A 20482-nucleotide genomic window follows, 5' to 3' on the forward strand; every position below is an offset into this window, starting at 1 on the left:
GTTCCGGGCGGCCCCGGACGGGCCCCGGACACGCCTCCGCCCGGCGCGTGGAGGCACGCGCCGGGCGGCGGGATGCTGCGGGTGGTGCGGGTGTTACACGAGCATTCAGCTGAGCTTCAGCTTCTGGCCCGGGAAGATCAGGTCCGCGTCGGAGACCGTGTCCTTGTTCAGCTCGAAGAGCTTCTCCCAGCCGCCCTTGACCTTGTTGGCCTCGGCGATGGTGCCCAGGGTGTCGCCCTCCTTGACCACGTACGAGCCGTTGCCGGTCTGCACGGTGCCGCCGGTCGCCGGGGTCTCGGCCTTCGGGGTGGACGGCTTGGCCGGAGCGGGCTTCGACGGGGTCCAGCCGGAGCCGGAGCCGCCGGCCTTGGTCCCGGTGTCGGCCTTCGGGGTGGACGGCTTCGCCGGAGCGGGCTTGGCCGGGGCCGGCTTGGTCTCGGGCTTCGGCTTGGCCGGGGTGGTGGTCGAGCCGCCGCCGTTGTACGAGGAGTTGGACAGGCCGACGCCGCAGGACGGCCAGGCGCCCTTGCCCTGGCCCTTGAGGACCTTCTCGGCGATGGCTATCTGCTGCGACTTGCTGGCCTGGTTGGCCTGCGAGGCGTACGCCTTGCCGCCGTAGGCCGCCCACGTGGAGGACGAGAACTGCAGGCCGCCGTAGTAGCCGTTGCCCGTGTTGATGGACCAGTTGCCGTTGGACTCGCACTGGGCGACGCGGTCCCACTCGCCGGCGGTCGCGGCGGAAGCGGCGCCCGCGGTCATCAGCGGCGCCGCGACGGCGACACCGGCGACACCGGCGAGCGTGACGATGCGGACGGCCTTGGAGCCGCGACGGTGCTTGCCCTTGCCGGAAAGCAGCATGGAGTTCTCCTCACCGACGCCTTCGAGGTGAGCTGTCGGGTTCGGGCGGATGAGTGCCCGGTCACGCGACTGGCGCGTGGCTTAACCCCTAGCCGGTCCCGGCCGTCTCTCAACGGCCTTTCCCGGCGCCTACCTTGGTTCCCCCGCTCCTGCCTTCGGCGCTTGCGCGACGACTGTTCCCCCCGTCCGCCGGCAGGATTCGGCGATGCGGTCGAGGGAGCTCGCGGTGGCGAGCGATTCAGAAGGTAGACAGGTCTCCCCCCGATGTTCAACGCGCGACATCGGGGAGAAACCGGCCCACTTGCCCCCTTCCGGACCACGTTTACGCAGGTGGGGGCGGGGTTTTCGGAAGTTCCGGAATGAGACACCCCAGTTGACCGGAAGAGACGCATGTCTCACTTACCGATAACGGACATTCAGCTCTTTCCGGATGACCGAACTGCCCCTATTTCTTGGTTAGATCCAGGTTCTGACCGGGCTTGATGAGGTCCGCGTCCCCACCGATGACCTGCTCGTTGGACTTGTAGAGCTGGCCCCAGCCGCCCTTGAGCCCCTTGGCGTCGGCGATGGCCGCCAGGCTGTCGCCCTCCTTCACCGTGTACGTGGGTGCGGCGGTCGCTGACGCGGTGCCAGGAGCGGCCGGCACCTCCACCGCGGCCGGGCCGCGGTGCTTGCCCGCCCCGTCGACCGCTCCGGCGGCCGGAGTTCCGGGAGTGGCTCCCGGGGTGGCCGGGGCGCCGGGGGCGGGGGTGCCCGTCGGCGCGGTGCTCGGGGTGCCGGAGGCGCCCGGGGTGACCGGGGCCGTGGGGTCCACCGGGACGCCGGGGGTTCCCGGAGTGCCCGGGGTCGCCGGGGCGGTCGGGGTGCCCGGGGCGGTGGTCGGCGGAACCGTCGGCTGGACCGGCGGCGTCGTGTAGTCCGGATCCGGCATGACGGGCAGTCCGCTGGAGGGGCCAAGCGGGTAGTCCGGCAGCACGCTCGGGCTGGGGGCGACGGGACCCTGGCCCTGGCCGGGCTTCGGGGTCGGGGCGCCGAAGTCCGTGGGCGTACGGCCGGTCCCGGTGACCGGCACCGAGTCGTCCGGCCGGGACGGGGTGGGGGCGACCGGCTTGTGGGTCGCGGCGTCGCCCGGGTCCACGTCGGCGGCCGGCCCCTCGCGGGTCAGCCCGGCCGAGGCGGAGCACAGCGGCCACGCCTGGGGGCCCTGGGAGGCGAGCACCCGCTCGCCGACGGCTATCTGCTGGGAGCGGCTGGCGAGGTCGGGGCGCTCGGCGTAGGCGAGTCCGCCCGCGTTGCGCCACTGCTCCAGGGTGAACTGGAGTCCTCCGTAGGCTCCGCTGCCGAAGTTGGCACTCCAGGTGCCGCCGCTCTCGCAGTCGGCGACCTTGTTCCACGTGGCGGTGTCGGCGGCGCTCGCGTTCGTGGCGGCGAGCAGCGGCAGGGCCAGGGCTGAGCCGGTGACTCCGGCGGTGACGACCAGGGCAGGGACCTGGCGGGGGCGTCTGTGGCGGCCGTTCCCGGGAAGCATGAGGCTGCACCTTTCGCATAACGGCGGGGTAACGGCAGAACCTAGCGGCCTTCGAACGGATGTCACAAGTTCGACCGGGGGCTGACTTCCGGTCAGTCGGGGTTCCGCTACGGCCCGCTCGCGCGACTCAGTCGTTTCGGGGTGTGAAGCGGACGGGGAGCGTGCGCAGGCCACGCATGATGAGTCCGCCGCGCCACCGCAGGTCCGAAGGGGGAACGGCAAGTTCCAGATCCGGCAGACGCGTCAGCAAAGTCGACAACGCCGTCTGCCCTTCGAGCCGGGCCAGCGGAGCGCCCAGGCAGTAGTGGATTCCGTGCCCGTATCCGAGGTGCTGATTGTCACTCCGGGAGAGGTCCAGGGTGTCGGGGTCGGTGAACCGCTCGGGGTCGCGGTCGGCCGCCGCGAGGACCACCAGCACGGGGTCGCCGGCCGCGATCTCCTGCCCGCCGAGGGTCAGCGGCTCGGTGGCGAACCGCCAGGTGGCGAGCTCCACCGGGCCGTCGTAGCGGAGCAGCTCCTCGATTCCGGTTTCCAGCAGGGCGCTCTCCCCGGCCGCCAGGGAGGCCTGGAGGAGCTCGCGCTGGCCGGGGTTCATGAAGAGGGAGTGGACGCCGTTGCCGATGAGGTTCACGGTCGTCTCGAAGCCGGCGAAGAGGAGGATGAAGGCCATCGCGGTGGCCTCGGCCTCCGTCAGGTGGTCGCCGTGGTCGCTCGCCCGGATCAGGTCCGAGATGAGGTCGTTGCCCAGATCGTCCCGCTTCCGGTGGATCAGTTCCCCGAGGTAGGTGCGCATCTGCTTCACGGAGCGGGCGACCCCGCCGCGCGGGCCACCGCCGTGGCGGATCATCATCCCGGCCCAGTCGCGGAAGTCGTCCTGGTCCTCGCGCGGTACGCCGAGCATCTCGCAGATGGCGTAGATGGGGAGCGGGAACGCGAACTCGTGGATGAGGTCCGCCTCCCCCTTCCCCTCGAACTGCGCGATGAGGTGGTCGGTGAGCTCCTGCACGCGCGGGGTGAACTCGGCGACCCGGCGCGGGGTGAACGCCTTCGACACCAGGCGGCGCAGCCGGGTGTGGTCCGGCGGGTCGATGTTCAGCAGATGCGTCATCAGCTCCGCCTTGCGTTCCCCCGGAATCCCGGTCTTGCCCTTGGCGTGCGCCGGCTCCGCGTGGTGCGCCGGGTTCTTGCTGAGGCGCTGGTCCGCGAGGGCCTGGCGGGCGTCGGCGTAGCGGGTCACGAGCCAGGCCTCGACGCCGCTCGGGAGCTTGGTGCGGTGCACCGGGGAGTGCTCGCGCAGCCAGGCGTAGGCGGGATAGGGGTCGGTGGCGAACTCCCAGTCGAAGAGGGTCGGGCCCTCGGGGGAGGAGGAGTCGGCGGGGTCCGCGGAGGTCTGATCGTGCACCCGACGACCGTATCCCGGCCCGCGGCGGTGGCCCCATATAGGTGGTTCGTCGCGGCTGTCCGTAGATCGGACATGACTTGACCTCAGGTTCGCGGGCATTCCTACTTTCGGGTTTGTGGATGTGAGGATCTTGAAAAGCAGTTTCGCGGTGGTGGAGAGACGGGCCGAGCACGCGGTCAAGTTCTTCTACTCCCACCTCTTCTGGCACAACCCCGGGGTGCGTGAACTCTTTCCTGCCTCCTTCCAGGACATGGAGAGGCAGCGGGACCGGCTCTTCGCGGCGCTCACCCATGTCGTCGCGCACCTGGAGAGCGAGACCCTCGCTCCTTATCTACGCGACCTCGGCCGCGACCACCGCAAGTTCCTCGTCGGCCCCGAGCACTACTCGGCCGTCGGCGCCAGCCTGCTCGCCGCCCTCGCCGAGACCTCGGGCGAGGCCTGGACCCCCGACGTCGAGAAGGCCTGGACCGAGGCGTACCAGGTGATCGCCGACGCCATGACGGCCGGCGCGGCCGACGGCACCGAGCCGCCCTGGTGGGACGCCGAGGTGGTCCGCCACCTCCAGTACGGGCGGGACATCGGGGTGCTCACCCTGCGCCCGCACGCGCCTCTCCCCTATGTCCCCGGCCAGTACGTGAGCGTGAGCAGCGACCGGGTCCCGACCACCTGGCGCACGTACTCCCTCGGCAACGCCCCGCGCCCCGACACCACCGTCGACCTGCACGTCAGCCGGATCGAGGGCGGCCGGCTCAGCACCGCGCTGGTGCGCGACGTACAGCTCGGCGAAATGCTGCGGCTCGGCGCCCCCGGCGGGCAGCTGGCGCTGCGCCGCGCGGACCGGCCCGTCACCTTCATCGCCGCCGGCACGGGCTGGGCGCCGGTCCGGGCCATGCTGGAGGACCTCGCGGAACACCCTCCCGATCACGACGTACGCCTCTTCGTGGTCGCCCGGGACTCCGCGCACCTCTACGACCGCCCGCTGATCGACGAGTACGCCGCCGCCCTCGGCTGGCTCGGCGTCACCTACATCACCCCCGCCCCCGGGCAGCACCGCAACCAGGCCACCGACCGGCTGACGACCGCGCTCGGCAACCGGGGCCTGTGGCGGGAGCAGGACGTCTACCTGAGCGGCCCCCCGCAGTTCGTCGAGGAGACCGCCTACCTCCTGGAGGAGCTCGGCGCCCTCCCCGAACGCCTCTTCTACGACGCCCTCCCCGCCTCCGGCTCCGCCCGGACCCGGCCGCTGGGCTCCGGCGAGTGGTTCCTCAACCGCCCCGACCCGCACTGGCACAACCCCTCGGGCCGCGCCCCGCGCGAGTACTGAGGGCCGAGGGCCTAGGGGACGTCGACGCCCTCGGCCGCCCGGATCGCGTCCCGGTAGACGCGGGCCGCCGCGCGCAGCGCCGTCTCCGGGTCGGTGCCGGCCGCCTCGGCGCGCGCCGCCAGCTCCAGCAGCTCGTACCCGATGCCCTCGCCCCGGGGCAGCGGTACGCCGATGCCGCCCGCGCGGGCCCGGCCGGCGAGCTTGGCCGCGAGCGCGAGGCCGGGCTGGCCCAGCGGGATCCCGTCGGTGACCGACTCGCGCTGCTTCTCGACGGCCTTGGTGGCCTGCCAGTGCGCGCTGACGTCCTCCGGGGAGTGCGCCTCGGCGTCGCCGAAGACGTGCGGGTGGCGGCGGATCAGCTTCTCGACCAGGTCCCCGGCGACGTCGTCGACGGAGAACGGCTCGTCGTCCTCACCGGGGCCGCCCTCCTCCGCGATGCGGGCGTGGAAGAACACCTGGAGCAGGACGTCGCCCAACTCCTCGCGCAGCGCCTCGCGGTCGCCGTCCTCAATCGCCTCGACCAGCTCGTACGCCTCCTCGATGGCGTACTTGACCAGCCCCTCGTGGGTCTGCCGGGAGGTCCAGGGGCATTCGCGCCGGACCCGGTCCATCACCTGGACCAGGTCGAGCAGCCGCGCGCCCGGCAGGTCGTAGGAGCCGGGCAGGAGCTCCAGGTCCGGCATGGCGACGCGGCCGGAGCCGGCGAGGCGGGCCAGGCCGTCGGTGAGCCGCTGGTCGCCCTCGCCGGCCGGGATCAGCACGATCGTGCGGCCCCCGGCGCAGGCGTCGACGAGCGCGTGCGCGTCGGGGACCTCGTGCGCCACCTCCACCCCCGCCTCGCGCAGGTACGGCAGCTGCGGGTGGGCCGGGTCGGCGCACAGCACCCGGTCGGCGCCGCGCAGCGCCTCCCAGGCCGGCCAGGAGAGCAGGCCCGGGGCGACCCGGTGGCTGGCGGTCAGCAGGACGATGCGGCCGGTGGACGCGGCGGCGGCATCGGCCTCCGCATCGGCTCCGGCGGCGGGGGCGGGTTCGGCGGTGTGGTCGGTCACCCTCCGAACCTACCTCCGGGCGCGGGGCTCAGGCTCCGGCGGGGGCCGCCTGCTCGGGCCGGGTCCGCTGGGTGATCCACGGGGTCTCCTGGTCGCCGAGGAGGATCTGCTGCGCGTCCCAGCGGCCGTAACGGGGGTTGACCTCGATGTCGAGGGACTGTGCGGCCTTCCCCAGCTCGGCCAGCGCCTTGTCCTGGCTGCCGTAGTGCGCGAAGAGCTTGTCGCGCAGCAGCTTGAAGCGGGTGTCGGCGTCCATCTGGTCCGGGGCCAGCTGCGCCTGCTGGAGGGCGGCCGAGGCGAGGGTCTTCGCGTCGCCCGCCTGCTCCAGCTGCGCCTTGCGGACGTCCTCGATCTCCTTGGTGCTGACGCCGACCCCGGCGTCCTTCGCCGCGCGTTCCAGGACGGCGGTCTGGATCATCTTGTTGAGCTTGATCCGCTCCAGCCCGGGGGTCGCCCCGATGAGCTGGGCGCCCTGTTCGGAACGGTTCTGCGCGGCACGGACGTCGTTGACCTGGGCCTGGAGCGCGGAGGTCGTGATGCGTTCCCCGCCGACGACGGCCGCGGTGCCGGGGCGGGTACCGCCGGAGCAGGCGGCCAGCAGGGGAGCCGCCGCGAGGAGGGCGGCGGAGACGGAGAGCGCTGTGCGACGGTGCAAAGGAGCCTCCAGGGCCGGGAGATTGTGCGTTCATGCACAAGGGCCGTGCGGTGATCGATGGTATGAGGTCAGGGTGGTCCGGGCCACCGGTTCGACCAACGATTCCGGGGGTGTCGAGATGCGTGTTCACCCCCCGGCTACCGCCGGGTCCTGCGTTCCTGCGAAGGTCGGGCCACCATGTCGACTTCGCAGCTCTCACCGCACCGCACCGGCCGACCCACCGCGCCGGTCCCTCCACGGCGGTCCGCGCGGCGGTCCTCCCTCCTCGGTTCGGGCCTCGCGGCCCTGCTCACGGCGGTGGCCGTGTGCTCCGGGGACGCCGTCGCGCGGGTCTTCCCGTACGGTCCGCGCCACCGCAGCGTCAATGACCTCGGCAACCAGTTCGTGCCGTTCCACGCGCACCTGTGGGACCTGCTGCACGGGCGGGCCGAGGGCGGCCTCCTCTTCAACTGGCAGTCCGGGTACGGGACCAGCTTCCTGCCCGACCTGGGGACGTACCTGAGCAGCCCGTTCGCCGTGCTGGTGGCGCTGTTCCCGCGCGAGGACATCGACCTCGCGGTGTACGTGGTCACCGTGCTGAAGATGACGGCCGCGGCGGCGGCCATGGCCTGGCTGCTGCGCACCCAGCGGCGGGGGCCGTGGTGGGCGGCGGGGCTGCTGGGGGCCTCGTACGCGCTGTGCGGCTGGTCGGTGATCGAGGCCTCCTACAACCCGATGTGGCTGGACGGGCTGATCGCCCTCCCGCTGCTGTGCCTGACGGGCGAGTGGGCGCTGCGCTCGCGCCGGCCGGTGGCGGCGGTGCTCGTGGTGGCGCTCTGCTGGACGGCGAACTTCTACACCGCGTACATGGCGACGCTGGGCGCGGCGCTGGTGCTGCTGGTGCGGGTGGTGCTCACCCAGGACGGGCTGCGGGAGCGGGCCGCGGCCGTGGGGCGGGGGGCGGCGGCGACGCTGCTGGGGATCGCGCTCGCGGCGCCGGTGCTGGTGCCGCTGTTCCTCAGCTCGAAGCAGGCCTACCCGGGCTGGTTCAAGCAGTTCGGGCCGGTGCCGTGGTCGGACCTGTTCGCGCGGCTGATGCCGGCGACGTACTCCTTCGGCTCCCCCGCCGTGTTCGTGGGCACCGGAACCCTGCTGCTGGTGGCGGCGCTGCCCTTCCACCGGGCGGTCCCGGCGCGGACCCGGCGGTGGTGGGCGGGGCTGGTGGCGGCGGTGCTGCTGTCCTTGCAGTGGGCGCCGACCCATCTGGCCTGGCACGTCTTCGCGACCCCGAACGGCAGCCCGTACCGGCAGACCTTCGTGCTGGCCGGGATCGTGGTGATGGCCGCCTGGACGGGGCTGGCGGCGGGCCCGCCCGGGCTGCGGGCCACGGCGGCCGGGGCCGGGGTGCTGGCGGCGGCCCTGCTGTGGGCGAGCGGCAGCGCGCTGGCCACCGCCTGGGGTTCCGCCCTGTTCTGCGGCGGGCTGGCGCTGGCGGCGGCGGCCTGGTGGGCGGTGCGCCGGCCACGGCTGGTGCTGCCCGCGGCGGCGCTGCTGGCGGCCGTACTGGTGGCGCAGGCCGCCGCGACGACGGCGTACGGCCACAAGGGCAAGCTGGCCGGGCTGGACGACTACCCGTCCTGGAGCGGCAAGCACACCGTGCGCGCCGAGGCCCTCGCGGCGGCCGACGGCTGGCCGGCGTACCGCACCGACGCGGGCCGGCCCGCGCTGTCGGGCAACGACCCGATGCTGCTCGGCGGCGAGGGAGGCTCCTACTACAGCAGCCACACCCCGGACGTGTTCACCCGCACCATGGCGGCGCTCGGCGCGGGCTGGACCTCGCGCGGACGCAACGTCCAGAGCCTCGACAACCCGGTGACGGACGCCGTGTTCTCGGTCGGCGCCCGGCTGCGGGCCGAGAAGGTCGTACGGGCCGAGGTCCCGCCGCTGGTCACCGTCCGCCCGGCGGGCCCCGCCGCCGCCTACGGGGACGACCCGTTCGCCAACCAGGAACTGCTGCTGGGCGCGAAGGTCTACGAGGCCCCGGTCGCGCCCGGGGTGTGCCGGGCCGGCACCGACGCCTTCCTGTGGGCCCCCGAGTACAACGCCACGGCCCGCCTCGCCGACGGCAAGCCCTCCCGCCTGAACGGCAACGCCCCGCGCAACCGGGCGGCGCTCCAGCCGCTGGGCCGCTCCAACGGGGCCGCCTCGGCGCTGGAGTTCGACCGGCCGGCCCCCGACCGGTGGGAGCTGTCCTGCCTGGACCGCTCCCGCCTCACCCTGGCGGTGGCGGCGCTGCGCGCCTCGGCCGCCACCTCGGTGGAGGTGAGCGGCGCGGGCCTGCGCGCCACCCTGCCCCCGGGCAGCACGGGCACGGCGCTCGTCGCGACCCCCGCCGTCGCGGGCTGGACCTGCGACGGCCGCCCCGCCTCGGCGCACCTGGGCCTGCTGGCGGTCCCGCTGGACGGCCGCACCACCACCGTGAACTGCACCTTCCGCCCGCCGGGCCTGGTCGCGGGCTCGGCCCTGGCGGGGGTGACGGTGCTGACCGTCCTGGCGCTGGCCGTACTCCGGCGGCGCCGGGCCGCCGTCCAGCACTAGGGCCTGTCGTCAAACTCGCGTCGTCGCCCGGGGCAGACGGGAGTTTGACGAGGCCCTAGCTCAGCGGACCTGGCCCAGCCATTGCAGGGTGCGGCGGATCTCCACCGGGAGGGGGTGGGAGGGGCCGTGGATGCGGTCCGCGTCGAACAGGAGCCGGACCAGGGTGTCGTGGGCGGCCGGGCGGTCGCCCAGCGAGAGCAGCAGGTGCGCCATGCGGCGGCGGACCTCCAGCGAGAGGCCCGGGTCCGGGTTGGCGTAGTGGTTCTCGAACAGCGGCAGCAGCGAGCGGTACTCCGCCAGCGCCGCCGCCGGTTCGCCGAGCTGTTCCAGGCACTGGGCGGCGTCGTAGCGGAAGCGCAGCGACTGCGGGTCCCCGGCCGGGAACTCCTCGGCGAGGCGGCGCAGTTCGGGCAGGGCGCGGCGGTACTGGCCGTCGTCCATCAGCGTGGCCGCGTACTGCTTGCGCAGGCTGCGCACCACCGGGGAGTGCTCGCCGTGCTCGGCGACGGCCGCCGGGAGGATCCCGCCGAGGATGTCCACGGCCTGGGTGAGGCGGCCCTGGTCCAGCAGTTTGCGGGCCTCGTCCACCGCGCCGGGGATGTCGGGGCGCGGCGGCGTCGCCGGCCGGGGCGGGATCACGGACGCGGCCCGGTCCGGCCAGGGGGCCTGGGGGCGCAGGAAGGGCCGGGTGGGGTCGAGGGGGCCGGCGGGGGCGGCGCTGCCGCGTGCCGGGAGCAGCGGCTGGAGGGCCTCGTAGACCTCCTGGGCGCTGCCGGGCCGGTCCTGGGGGTCCTTGGCGAGGAGGCGCAGCATCAGCGCCTCCAGTTCCTGCGGGACCTCGGGGCGCAGCGGGCGCACGGGCGCCGGGGGCTCGTAGAGGTGGCGGTGCAGGACGCCGAGGGCGGTGGAGCCGGCGAAGGGGACGTTGCCGCTGAGGAGTTCGTACAGCAGCACCCCGAGGGCGTACAGGTCGGTGTACGGGCCGACGGCGCCGCCCATGGCCTGTTCGGGCGCCATGTAGGCGGGGCTGCCGATCGGGGATCCGGTGCTGGTGAGGCGGGTGGTGTCGGTGTCCATCACGGAGGCGACGCCGAGGTCCAGCACCAGGACGGTGCCGTCGGGGCGGACCATCACGTTGCGGGGCTTGAGGTCGCGGTGCACGATCGGCACCGCGTGCACGGCCGACAGCACCGCGCACAGCTGCGCCACCACCGCGACCGCCCACGGCCAGGGGTAGGGGTCGTGTTCGGCGAGGTGGTCGGCGAGGTCGGAGCCCTCGACGTAGCCCATGACGAGGAAGAGTTCGTCGCCGTCGCTGCCCGCGTCGTGGACGGTGACCAGGCCGGGGTGGTCGACCTGGGCCGTGACCCGGCATTCGCGCACGAAGCGGCGGCGCAGCTCCTCGGCGACGCTGCCGGGGCCCGCGACCTTGTCGGGGCGCAGCAGTTTGACGGCGACGCGGCGGTCCAGGCGGCGGTCGTAGGCGGTCCAGACCTGGCCCATGCCGCCCTGGCCGAGGATGGTGGCGAGCTGGTAGCGCTCACCGATGAGGCGTTCCGCTCCGGTCACGGGGCCGGTCACTGCTCCGGGCCCTGGACGGCGGTGCTGTTCGGGTCCTGGTACGGGCCGCCGGGCTGCGGGGGCCGGGCCGGGGTCTGCTTGCGCAGCAGCTCGCTGAGCTCGTCGAGTTCGGCGCGGACCTGCCCGAGGCGCGGGGGCGGGGTGGGCTGCGGCGGGACCGGCGCGGCCGGCTGGGCGGCCGGGGCGGCGGGGGGCTGCTGCACGGGCGGGTAGCCGTAGGAGGGTGAGGTCTGCTGGAGCGACGGGTGCTGCTGCTGGTGGGGCGGCTGGTGCTGCTGGTGGGGCGGCTGGTGCTGTCCGTACGGGGTCTGCGGCGCCGGGTACCAGGGCGCGGGCTGCGCGGCCGGGGCCAGGGACCGGGCCGCCGCCTCGTGGTGGCGGATGTCGGAGACGAGGTAGTACACGCAGATCGCGAAACCGGTGAAGAGCGAGCCACCGGCACCGACGTTGCCCTGCCAGCCGTTGGTCTCGGCGGAGGGGTCCATCTCGATGAAGACGATCCAGAGGACGGCCAGCGGCCCGCTGAGCACGAGCAGGGCCCAGTCCCGCCCCTTGCGGGTGAGCAGCGCGAGCCGCAGCAGCGAACCCCAGGCCAGGAACCCGCAGCTCAGCACGGGCAGGGCCGTGAACAGCACGCGCAGCGTCATCGCGGCCCCGGACAGGGGCCGACGCCCGTAGGGGCCTTGCTGCGGCGGGAGGCCGGGGCCGTGCATCGCTTGCTCCTGACGGGGCGTACGGAAAGGGTCGAGGGTCTGAGCGTATACAGGGTTTCCGGCCGTCCGTGAGGGGATGCGCCCAACCGTTGTGAGGTCGCAGTACGGGCTCAGCCCGGGGTGACCGATCCGTCCGACAGGCCGTCGTACAGGCCCTGTACGAGCTGCTCCCCCAGCCGTCCCGCCAGCCTCAGCGCGTCCTCGAACTCGGCGAGCTCGCGGAAGCGCGCCCCGTAGCGGTGCTGCTCGGCCAGCGGCAGCCGGGGCAGCCGCAGCCGGCGTACGTCGAGGCGGGTGGCGGTGGAGGCGTGGCTGCTGGCGCGGCGGGTGCCCGCGGTGCCGCGCAGGAATCCGGCCAGGAACCAGGGGTCGAGGGCGGCCGGGTCGGGGCGCAGCAGCTGGAGGTTGCGGCCGAGGACCGCGCCCGCGCCGCCCGCCGGGTCGGCGGCGATGACGCGGGCGGTGCCGGCGGCGCCGACGACGGGGACGACGACGTCGCCGGGCCGCACCAGGAAGGGTTCCTCGGCGCCGGGCCCGGTGGCGGGGGCGAGGGTGCCGGAGGGGGCGGTGCCCATGTGGACGTCGTGCTCGGTGAGGACGGGCAGCTCGCCGGAGCCGGAGCCGATGCCGGAGCCGATGCCGAGTCCGCTCGCGCCGCCGGCGCCTGCCCGCAGCAGGAGGGCTCCGGCGCGGGCGAGTTCGCCGATGGTGGTCTGCGGGAGCCGGGACTCGGATCCGGCGGCGGGGGCGGCGGGCTGCGGGGTGAGGCGGGCCGCGCGGGCCAGGGTGTCGTCGAGCCGCTCGCGTACGGCGGCCAGTTCGGCGAGGCCGCCGCCGGCGGCGGGGGGCGGCAGGTGGCGGGCGGGGGTGAGGTCCACGTCGTCGTCCAGCAGCTCGACGACGGGTACGACCCGGCTGACCCCGGGGACCTCCCGCACCGCGCCGGTGGCCTCGTACGCGGTCCACGCGGACAGCACCGCTTCGTGCACGGCGGGCCACCCGGCCCGGGCCTGCCCCTCGGGGACCAGCCCGGCGGTGTCCACCAGCAGCAGCCCGGCGGGGGCCTGGCCGCCCGGGGCGGGCCGGCGCAGCACCCACAGCTGGAGCGGGATGCCGTACGGGGGCGCGGCCCCGGCCGGGAGCGAGACGACGGCCCGCAAGGCGCCCCGGCGCAGCAGGTCGGCGCGGATGCGGCGGCCGGAGCGGCGGGCGGCGGCGGCGGGCGGCATGAGCAGCACGGCGGTGCCGCCGTCGCGCAGGTGGGCCAGGGCGTGCTGGATCCAGGCGAGTTCGGATTCGGTGCGGGCGGGGAGGCCGTACTCCCAGCGGGGGTCGTAGGCCAGTTCCTCGTGGCCCCAGTTGCGTTCGTTGAACGGGGGGTGGCAGAGCACGGCGTCGACGGCGGTCCCGGCGAAGGTGTCGGCGCGCAGGCTGTCGGCGGCGGCCGCGCGGACCTGGGCGGTGCCGTGCAGGGCCAGGCGCAGCGCGGCGAGCGCGGCCAGTTCGGGCGAGACCTCCTCGGCGTGCAGGACGGTGACCCCGCGCAGGGCGCGCAGCAGGCTGCCGGTGCCGCAGGCGGGGTCGAGTGCGGTGCGGACGCCGGGTCCGGCGAGGGCGGCCATCAGGGCGGCGCAGCCGTCGGGGGTGAGGGTGTACTGGCGGGGGTTGGCGTCGAGGTGGCGGCCGAGGAGGAACTCGAAGGCCTTGCGGGCGCCGTGCCCGGCGGCGAGTTCGGCGACGGCGAGTTCGGCGACGGCGCGCAGCAGCGGTACGGAGGCGGGGCCGACGGGGTGGCCGTAGCCGGCGGCGAGGGGGTGGCCGGGGCCGAGCCGGGCGGTGAGCACCTCGTCGAGTACGGGGGGCAGCGCGGCGGCCATCCGTTCGTCGGGGGCGCCGGTCAGCTCGAGCCAGAGCGCGGGCCGGTCGCGTACGACGAGCAGCGCGGCGCCCGCTTCGACGAGTGCGGTGACGGCTCCGCCGGGGTGGGCGGCGATCTGCTGCCAGACGCGTTCGCGCAGCGGTACCTCGGCGAGCTTGCCCTGGGCGCGGAGCCAGTCCTCGACCTCGGGCAGGGCGAAGGAGGGGCTGGTCTCGGTGCCGCCGACGGGTCTGGGGAAGTCGGGGTGGCGGCGGCGCCAGTTGCTCACGGCCGCGCGGCCGACCCCGGCCAGGCGGGCGATCTCGGCGGCCGTGACCTCTGCGGCGTTCGCCGCCGCGTTCTCCTCCTGCATGACGGGAGCATACCCGTACACAGCTGTGAGACCGCTTCACAGCGTGAATCTGAAATTTCCTGTGAATCGTGTTGACTCGGTTCACACCCTCTGTTGTGATGATCCCGTCACCCGGCGGAGCGAACCGGTCACGCAGGACTGGACCGGCAACCCACCGACACCACCCGGCAGGAACAGGAGCATCCCCATGTCCCAGTCCCACACCCCGCGCAAGAGCTGGATCGCCCGCCACAAGGTGCTCACGGGTTGCGGAGCGGTCCTCGCCCTCGTCGTGGTGGGCGCCTGCGGTGGCGGCGGCACGGACACGGCGAAGGACGGGAAGGACGCCGGGGCCCAGAAGCCGGCGGCCGCCGGCACCCCCGGGGCGGGCAAGCCGGCGGACCCGGCCCAGAGCGGCACGCCGCAGTCGGGCGCGAAGCCGTCCGAGGAGAAGAAGAAGGCCGCGATCAAGGGCAGCGGCACCTTCCAGGTCGGCTCGGACGTCAAGCCCGGCACCTACCGCACCACCGGCAACAAGGGCCTGGGCTGCTACTGGGAACGCGCCAAGGACTCCACGGGCGAACTCGACTCGATCATCGCCAACGACAACGTGTCGGGCACGAGCTACGTGACCATCGGCGAGGCCGACAAGATCTTCAAGTCCACCGGCTGCAAGGACTGGGAGACCGTCGACCCGAAGGCCACCGGCACCCCGAAGACGGAGATCCCCGCCGACGGCGGCATGGCCAAGGTGGGCCTCGACATAGCCCCCGGCACCTACAAGTCCACCGGCCCCGCCGAGGGTTCGGCCGGCTGCTACTGGGAACGCTCGAAGTCCGCCGACCACCAGACCGACTCGATCATCGCCAACGAGAACCCGGAAGGCCCGGCGGTAGTGACCATCGCCGCCGGCGACGGCTACTTCAAGACGACGGGCTGCGCCCCCTGGAAGAAGTCCTGACCTTCCCTCCGGCCGGGCCCGCCGGGCCCGCCGGGCTCGGCGCGCACGGGGGCGGGAACCGGCGTACCGTCGCAAACGGGACACGGAAGGAGCTCCCGTATGGGGATTTTCGACAAGTTCAGGGACCAGGCCAAGGCCAAGGGCAAGGGCATCTCGGACAACCTCGAACAAGAGGCGAACGAAAAGACCGGCAACAAGTACGCCGATCAGATCGACAAGGCCCAGCAGCAGGCCGAGGAGCGGCTCGGTATCGACGACGATCCCAACAAGTAGGCCCGCACACACACGCGGGGAGGGCGTCGGCCACGGCCGGCGCCCTCCCCGCGCGCGTACATACGGACCGCGGCTACGAGCCGAGGATCGTGGTGAGGAACTCCCCGGTCCAGCCCAGCAGTTCGCGGCCGACCAGCGGCTTGCCGCCGACCCGGGCGGTCTTCGGGCGCGGGACCAGCACCTGCGAGGTCGCGGGCTTGAGCACCGTCCCCGGGTAGAGCCGCTTCAGCCGCAGCTCCTGCGACTCGCGCAACTCCACTGGTCCGAAGCGGATGTTGGGGCCCTGGAGGGTGATGTCCCCGACCCCGCAGGCCCGCGCCAGCATCCGCAGGCCGGCCACGAGCAGCAGGTTCTCCACCGGCTCCGGCAGCTTGCCGTAGCGGTCGGTGAGTTCCTCCCGCACCGCCTTGATGTCGGCCTCCGAGTTCGCCGAGGCGATCGAACGGTACGCCTGCAGGCGCAGCCGCTCGCCCGGCGCGTAGTCGTGCGGGACGTGCGCGTCGACCGGCAGCTCGATCTTCACCTCCAGCGCCGGCTCCTCCTCCGGCCCGCCCTCGATCGCCGCCCGGTAGTCCGCCACGGCCTCGCCGACCATGCGGATGTACAGGTCGAAGCCGACGCCCGCGATATGACCGGACTGCTCGCCGCCGAGCAGGTTGCCCGCGCCGCGGATCTCCAGGTCCTTCATCGCCACGTACATGCCCGCACCCATCTCGGTGTGCTGGGCGATGGTGGCCAGCCGCTCGTGCGCGGTCTCCGTGAGCGGCTTCTCCGGCGGGTACAGGAAGTACGCGTACCCGCGCTCGCGGCCACGCCCGACACGGCCGCGCAGCTGGTGCAGCTGCGAGAGGCCGAAGTTGTCGCCGCGCTCCACGATGAGGGTGTTGGCGTTGGAGATGTCGATGCCCGACTCGACGATCGTCGTCGAGACCAGGACGTCGAACTTCTTCTCCCAGAAGTCCACCACGACCTGTTCCAGGGCCTGTTCGGACATCTGCCCGTGGGCCGTCGCGATCCGCGCCTCCGGCACGATCTCACGCAGCTTCGCGGCCGCCCGGTCGATGGACTCGACCCGGTTGTGGATGTAGAAGCACTGGCCCTCGCGCAGCAGCTCGCGCCGGATGGCCGCGCCGATCTGCTTCTCCTCGTACGGGCCGACGAAGGTGAGCACCGGGTGCCGCTCCTCCGGCGGGGTGGTGATCGTCGACATCTCGCGGATGCCGGTCACCGCCATCTCCAGGGTGCGCGGGATAGGGGTCGCCGACATGGTCAGCACGTCCACGTTGGCGCGCAGCTTCTTCAGCTGCTCCTTGTGCTCGACGCCGAACCGCTGCTCCTCGTCGACGATGACCAGGCCCAGGTCCTTGAACTTCGTCTCCTGCGAGAACAGCCGGTGGGTACCGATGACGATGTCGACGGACCCCTCCTTCAGCCCCTCCAGGGTGGCCTTGGACTCGGTGTCGCTCTGGAAGCGCGACAGCGCCTTCACGTTCACCGGGAACTGCGCGTACCGCTCGGAGAACGTCCCGAAGTGCTGCTGCACCAGCAGCGTGGTGGGGACCAGGACCGCGACCTGCTTGCCGTCCTGCACCGCCTTGAAGGCGGCGCGGACCGCGATCTCGGTCTTGCCGTAGCCGACGTCGCCGCAGATCAGGCGGTCCATGGGGACCGACTTCTCCATGTCCTCCTTGACCTCGGCGATGGTGGTGAGCTGGTCGGGGGTCTCCGCGTACGGGAAGGCGTCCTCCAGCTCCCGCTGCCAGGGGGTGTCCGGGCCGAAGGTGTGGCCGGGGGCCGCCATGCGCGCGCTGTACAGCTTGATCAGGTCGGCGGCGATCTCCTTGACCGCCTTCTTCGCGCGCGCCTTGGTCTTCGTCCAGTCGGCGCCGCCGAGCCGGTGCAGGGTCGGGGCCTCACCGCCCACGTACTTGGTGACCTGCTCCAGCTGGTCCGTGGGGATGTACAGGCGGTCGCCGGGCTGGCCGCGCTTGGCGGGCGCGTACTCGACGAGGAGGTACTCGCGGGTCGCGCCCTGCACGGTGCGCTGCACCATCTCGATGTAGCGGCCCACGCCGTGCTGCTCGTGCACGATGTAGTCGCCGACCTCCAGGGTCAGCGGGTCGACGGACTTGCGGCGCCGGGTCGGCATCCGGCCCAGGTCCTTCGTCGCCGTGCGCTGCCCCGTCAGGTCGGTCTCGGTGAGGACCGCCAGGCGCAGCGCCGGATCCACGAACCCGTTGTCGAGCGACGCGCAGGCGACCTGCACGACGGACGGCTCCAGCACCCGCAGGTCCGCCTCCAGCCGGGCCGCGATGCCCTCGCCGGCGAGGACCTCGACGGTACGGGCGGCCGGGCCGTGGCCCTCCGTCAGGTAGACGGTGTGCCAGCCGTCGGCGATCCAGCCCTTGGTGTCGGCCAGCGCCCGGGCGGTGTCCCCGCGGTAGGCCTCCGGGGCGTGCATGCCGAGCTTGAGGCTGTCGCCGCCCACGCTCTCGTCCGCGGCGAACGGGGAGACCGACCACCACATCATGCCCAGCTCGCGGGCCCGGTCCCGGACGTCGGCGATCCCGCGCAGCGAGGCCGCGCCCACGTCGATGGGGGCCTCGCCGCCGCCGGCCGTGGCCGCCCAGGAGGCCATCAGGAACTCCTGCGAGGTCGCCACCAGGTCGGCGGCCCGGGTACGGACCCGCTCCGGGTCGCAGACCACGGCCATCGCCCCGGCGGGCAGCACGTCGATCAGCAGCTCCATGTCGTCGACCAGGACCGGGGCCAGGGACTCCATGCCCTCGACCGCGATCCCCTCGGCGATCTTGTTGAGCAGTTCGCCGAGCTCCGGATGGGCCTCGGCCAGCGCCGCCGCCCGCTCCCGCACCTCGTCGGTCAGCAGCAGCTCACGGCAGGGCGGGGCCCACAGGCCGTGCTCGGCGATCTCCAGCGAGCGCTGGTCGGCGACCTTGAAGTAACGGATCTCCTCGACCTCGTCGCCCCAGAACTCCACGCGCAGCGGGTGCTCCTCGGTCGGCGGGAACACGTCGAGGATGCCGCCGCGCACGGCGAACTCCCCGCGCTTCTCGACCAGCTCGACCCGGGAGTACGCGGCCGCCGCCAGCGCCGCCGTCACCTCGCCCAGATCCACGCTCTGCCCCTGCCGCAGGCTCACCGGCACCAGGTCCCCGAGCCCCTTGACCTGCGGCTGGAGCACCGAACGGATCGGCGCGACCACCACCGACACCGGCCCGGCCGCCGGATCGTCCTTGCTCGGGTGCGTCAGCCGGCGCAGCACCGCGATCCGGCGGCCCACGGTGTCGCTGCGCGGGCTCAGGCGCTCGTGCGGCAGCGTCTCCCAGGACGGGTAGTCCACCACCGTGTCCTGGAGGCCCGCCGGCATCATCGAGCGCAGCGCCGCCGCCAGGTCCTCGGCCTCCCGCCCGGTGGCGGTGACCGCGAGCACCGTCCGCTCGGTACGGGCGGCCAGCGCGGCGATCACGAAGGGCCGCGCGGCGGGCGGGCCGACGAGGTCCACGTGCATGCGGTTGCCGTCCCCGGCCGCGGTGACCGCCTCGGCGAGGGCCGGATCCCGGGTGACGGCGTCGAGCAGTCCGTGCAGGCTCATGAAGGAGGCTTTCCGTCCGGTGGTGGGCGTGGAGGGGCAACGCGAAGGACCCGACACGTGAACGGGCCGGGGTGATTCCCACCCTACGCCCGCCCGTCGCCCCCCACGATGTGTCTCCGCCACGCGGTCGGGGGGCGGCATCCGGGCTCCGGAGCCGGGATGCCAATCTGTCCGTATGTCCATATCAGGGGGCCTGCCGACCGCTTCGGAGCCCGCGGCCGATCCGGTCGCGGGCTCCCTCGTGGCACGCCCGGCCCCGGGCGGGCGCCGGGCCGCGCGCGGGGCCCCGTACGGACTCGCCGTACTGCTCTTCCTGGCGTACTCGGCGCTCTCCGTCGGCCGGCACCGGCGGATGGAGGCGAGCTCCTGGGACCTGGGGATATACGAGCAGGTGGTCCGGGCGTACGCCTGGCTGCAGCCCCCCGTCGCCGACCTGAAGGGGCCCGGCTTCAACATCCTCGGCGACCACTTCAGCCCCGTCGTCGCGCTGATCGCCCCGCTCTACCGGGTCTTCCCCGGCCCCGTCACCCTCCTCGTCGTCCAGGCGGCGCTGCTCGCGCTGTCCGCGCTGCCCGTCGCACGGGCCTCGGTACGGCTCCTCGGGCAGGCGCGGGGGCTCGCGCTCGGGGCGGCGTACGGGCTGTCCTGGGGGATCCAGCGGGCCGTCGACTTCGACTTCCACGAGATCTGCTTCGCGGTGCCGCTGCTGGCCTTCGCCCTGGAGGCGCTGCTCGCCCGGCGCTGGACGACCGCCCTCGCCTGGGGACTGCCACTGCTGCTGGTCAAGGAGGACCTCGGGGTCACCCTGGCCGCGCTGGCGCTGGTCGTGGCCTGGCGGGCCCGGGCCGCCGACCGGCGGGCCGCCCGGATCGCGGTCGCCGTGGCCGTCGTGGGCGTGGCGGCCGCCGCACTGGTGTTCCTGGTGGTGATCCCCTCCTTCGCCGCCGACGGCTACGCCTACTGGGAGAAGATGGACCGGCCCGGCGGGCCGCTGCGCGGGCTCGGCACGAAACTCACCACCCTCGCCTGGGTGCTCGTCCCCACCACCGGGCTCCTCGCGCTGCGCTCCCCGCTGCTGCTGGTGGCCGCGCCGACGCTGGGCTGGCGGTTCCTGTCGGGGGACGCCCACTACTGGTCCACCGACTGGCACTACAGCGCCGTCCTGATGCCCGTCGTCGCGCTCGCCCTGACCGACGCCCTCGACTCCGCCCGCCGCGACGACCGGCCGTGGCTGCGCGCCTACTCCCTCCAGCTGCCCGCCGCCGTGCTCGCCGCCGCGCTCGCCCTGAGCGCCACCAGCCTGCCGCTGTCCCGGCTCGGGGAGCGGTCCCTGTACGCGAAGCCGGCCCGGGTCGAGGCCGCCGAGCGGCTCCTCGCGAAGATCCCGGACGGGGTGCGCGTGGAGGCCGACAACGCCGCCCTGACCCGGCTGACCTCGCGCTGCCAGGTGTACTGGATCGGCGACGCCGAGGGGGTGCTCCCGGCCTTCCTGACCTACGACAACTCCTCCGGCTGGGCCGGGGACGACCCCGTCGGGTACGCCGGGCAGCTGCATCCGGGGGCGCGGTTCGTGCTGGTGGGCGAGGCGGGCGGGGTGGTCCTGCTCCAGCGGGTCTGACGCCGGGCACGACGACGCCGGCCCCGGACCGTCCTCTCGGACGGCCCGGGGCCGGCGCCTTTCCCCCGTGGGTTCCCCCGTACGTTCCCCCCGTGGGTTCCCCCGTACGTTCCCCCGTGC

General features: G+C 73.7%; 14 protein-coding genes and 1 riboswitch. Of the genes, 5 read left to right on the forward strand and 9 right to left on the reverse strand.

All coding sequences use genetic code 11. The features are described from left to right. Nucleotides 1–105: 105 nt before the first annotated feature. From OOK31_RS34300 to OOK31_RS34310, 3 genes are all read right to left on the reverse strand, one after another. Complete coding sequence (locus tag OOK31_RS34300; RefSeq protein WP_267091314.1) at nucleotides 106–858, reverse strand: transglycosylase family protein; 753 nt, start codon at nucleotides 856–858, stop codon at nucleotides 106–108. A gap of 2 nt (nucleotides 859–860) precedes the next feature. Further along, nucleotides 861–1029, reverse strand: a riboswitch (cyclic di-AMP (ydaO/yuaA leader). A gap of 274 nt (nucleotides 1030–1303) precedes the next feature. Then, nucleotides 1304–2386: a transglycosylase family protein gene (locus tag OOK31_RS34305; RefSeq protein WP_267091315.1), complete on the reverse strand. Its 1083-nt coding sequence runs from the start codon at nucleotides 2384–2386 to the stop codon at nucleotides 1304–1306. 127 nt (nucleotides 2387–2513) lie between these two features. Next, nucleotides 2514–3788 (reverse strand): cytochrome P450, encoded by a 1275-nt coding sequence (locus tag OOK31_RS34310; protein ID WP_267091316.1) that lies wholly within the window; start codon nucleotides 3786–3788, stop codon nucleotides 2514–2516. 121 nt (nucleotides 3789–3909) lie between these two features. Here OOK31_RS34310 and OOK31_RS34315 point away from each other — a divergent pair, with 121 nt between their 5' ends. Next, entirely contained in the window at nucleotides 3910–5112 is a 1203-nt protein-coding gene (locus OOK31_RS34315) for a globin domain-containing protein (RefSeq protein WP_267091317.1), read from the forward strand. An 11-nt stretch (nucleotides 5113–5123) separates the two neighbouring features. Here the strand turns inward: OOK31_RS34315 and OOK31_RS34320 are convergent, their stop codons facing one another. Together OOK31_RS34320 and OOK31_RS34325 are read right to left on the reverse strand one after the other, a co-directional pair. Further along, complete coding sequence (locus tag OOK31_RS34320; protein ID WP_267091318.1) at nucleotides 5124–6161, reverse strand: nucleoside triphosphate pyrophosphohydrolase; 1038 nt, start codon at nucleotides 6159–6161, stop codon at nucleotides 5124–5126. A gap of 28 nt (nucleotides 6162–6189) precedes the next feature. Continuing rightward, complete coding sequence (locus OOK31_RS34325; protein ID WP_267091319.1) at nucleotides 6190–6816, reverse strand: SurA N-terminal domain-containing protein; 627 nt, start codon at nucleotides 6814–6816, stop codon at nucleotides 6190–6192. Between the two features lie 177 nt (nucleotides 6817–6993). Between OOK31_RS34325 and OOK31_RS34330 the strand changes: the two genes are divergently transcribed. Further along, a complete protein-coding gene (locus OOK31_RS34330) occupies nucleotides 6994–9393 on the forward strand; it encodes a YfhO family protein (RefSeq protein WP_267091320.1) in 2400 nt (799 codons plus the stop codon). A 60-nt stretch (nucleotides 9394–9453) separates the two neighbouring features. Here the strand turns inward: OOK31_RS34330 and OOK31_RS34335 are convergent, their stop codons facing one another. The 3 genes from OOK31_RS34335 to OOK31_RS34345 form a co-directional block, all read right to left on the reverse strand. After that, on the reverse strand, nucleotides 9454–10962 hold the full coding sequence (locus OOK31_RS34335; RefSeq protein ID WP_323188285.1) for a serine/threonine-protein kinase: 1509 nt from the start codon (nucleotides 10960–10962) through the stop codon (nucleotides 9454–9456). Nucleotides 10963–10970: 8 nt separating this feature from the next. Beyond that, complete coding sequence (locus OOK31_RS34340) at nucleotides 10971–11687, reverse strand: hypothetical protein (RefSeq protein WP_267091321.1); 717 nt, start codon at nucleotides 11685–11687, stop codon at nucleotides 10971–10973. Between the two features lie 110 nt (nucleotides 11688–11797). Further along, nucleotides 11798–13918, reverse strand: coding sequence for an N-6 DNA methylase (locus OOK31_RS34345; protein WP_267091322.1), 2121 nt, complete (start codon nucleotides 13916–13918; stop codon nucleotides 11798–11800). Nucleotides 13919–14105: 187 nt separating this feature from the next. Between OOK31_RS34345 and OOK31_RS34350 the strand changes: the two genes are divergently transcribed. Both OOK31_RS34350 and OOK31_RS34355 read left to right on the forward strand, forming a co-directional pair. After that, nucleotides 14106–14858, forward strand: coding sequence for a hypothetical protein (locus OOK31_RS34350; RefSeq protein ID WP_267091323.1), 753 nt, complete (start codon nucleotides 14106–14108; stop codon nucleotides 14856–14858). A gap of 99 nt (nucleotides 14859–14957) precedes the next feature. After that, nucleotides 14958–15131 (forward strand): Rv0909 family putative TA system antitoxin, encoded by a 174-nt coding sequence (locus OOK31_RS34355; RefSeq protein ID WP_267091324.1) that lies wholly within the window; start codon nucleotides 14958–14960, stop codon nucleotides 15129–15131. Nucleotides 15132–15204: 73 nt separating this feature from the next. On the opposite strand, the gene mfd is transcribed toward OOK31_RS34355, so the two are convergent. After that, a complete protein-coding gene (gene mfd / locus OOK31_RS34360) occupies nucleotides 15205–18744 on the reverse strand; it encodes a transcription-repair coupling factor (RefSeq protein WP_267091325.1) in 3540 nt (1179 codons plus the stop codon). Nucleotides 18745–18919: 175 nt separating this feature from the next. Here mfd and OOK31_RS34365 point away from each other — a divergent pair, with 175 nt between their 5' ends. Next, nucleotides 18920–20362, forward strand: a complete 1443-nt coding sequence (locus tag OOK31_RS34365; protein ID WP_267091326.1) for a DUF2079 domain-containing protein — start codon at nucleotides 18920–18922, stop codon at nucleotides 20360–20362. Nucleotides 20363–20482: the final 120 nt, after the last annotated feature.

Origin of the sequence: Streptomyces sp. NBC_00249, from assembly GCF_026342355.1 — a bacterium.
Taxonomy (GTDB): Bacteria; Actinomycetota; Actinomycetes; order Streptomycetales; family Streptomycetaceae; genus Streptomyces.